The sequence below is a fragment of the Alistipes sp. CAG:29 genome, from assembly GCF_000435435.1.
GTDB lineage: Bacteria > Bacteroidota > Bacteroidia > Bacteroidales > Rikenellaceae > Alistipes > Alistipes onderdonkii.
The window spans coordinates 1-543 of sequence record NZ_FR893431.1; the positions used below are offsets into that span (position 1 = coordinate 1).

Annotated in this window: 1 pseudogene; it reads right to left on the bottom strand. The window is 41.3% G+C overall.

The annotated features are described in order from the left end of the window. Positions 1–378, bottom strand: a pseudogene (locus tag QVP03_RS04025) (Arm DNA-binding domain-containing protein); the annotation flags it as partial. Between the last annotated feature and the right edge of the window lie 165 nt (positions 379–543).

The window sequence follows — 543 nt, forward strand, 5'->3', positions numbered from 1 at the left end:
GTGTTTGGATGCCGAGCCGTATTTGCCGAGCGTTTCCAGCCGTTCTATGGTCTGTTTCAGATATTCTCCAACAGAACAATTCAATCGTTTGCTGTTCTGCTCAAAGAGATTTTCAAAGGTTACGGGAATATCCATAACCTCTAAACGCTGGATTTTCTTCTCGTACTCTTTTATTTTGGCTGTTATCTGAAACTGAATATTGTCCCTGTCGGGGCAGTCGTCCGTGACCTTTTGTGCTTCTGCGTCCCAATGTTTAAGCGCAACGGAAACGCCCAATCCGACTGCCTTTTTGCGTTTGCCCTGAAAGAATAAAAGGCACAATGGAGAGGTGGAATTTTTATAAATAATTTCTTTGCGGCATATAACTTTGAATGTCATTTGATTACATTGTTATATGCAGTTGGGTGTGTAGTTCTCTATGTGGAGCCTAATGTGTACTCTGCACCCTCAAACGGGCTGTTTTTGCCCTAAAAATGCCAAAGGGGAAGGAATAGTATAAACACAAAAAAGACCGATAATCATTGATTATCAGTCTTTTGCTTT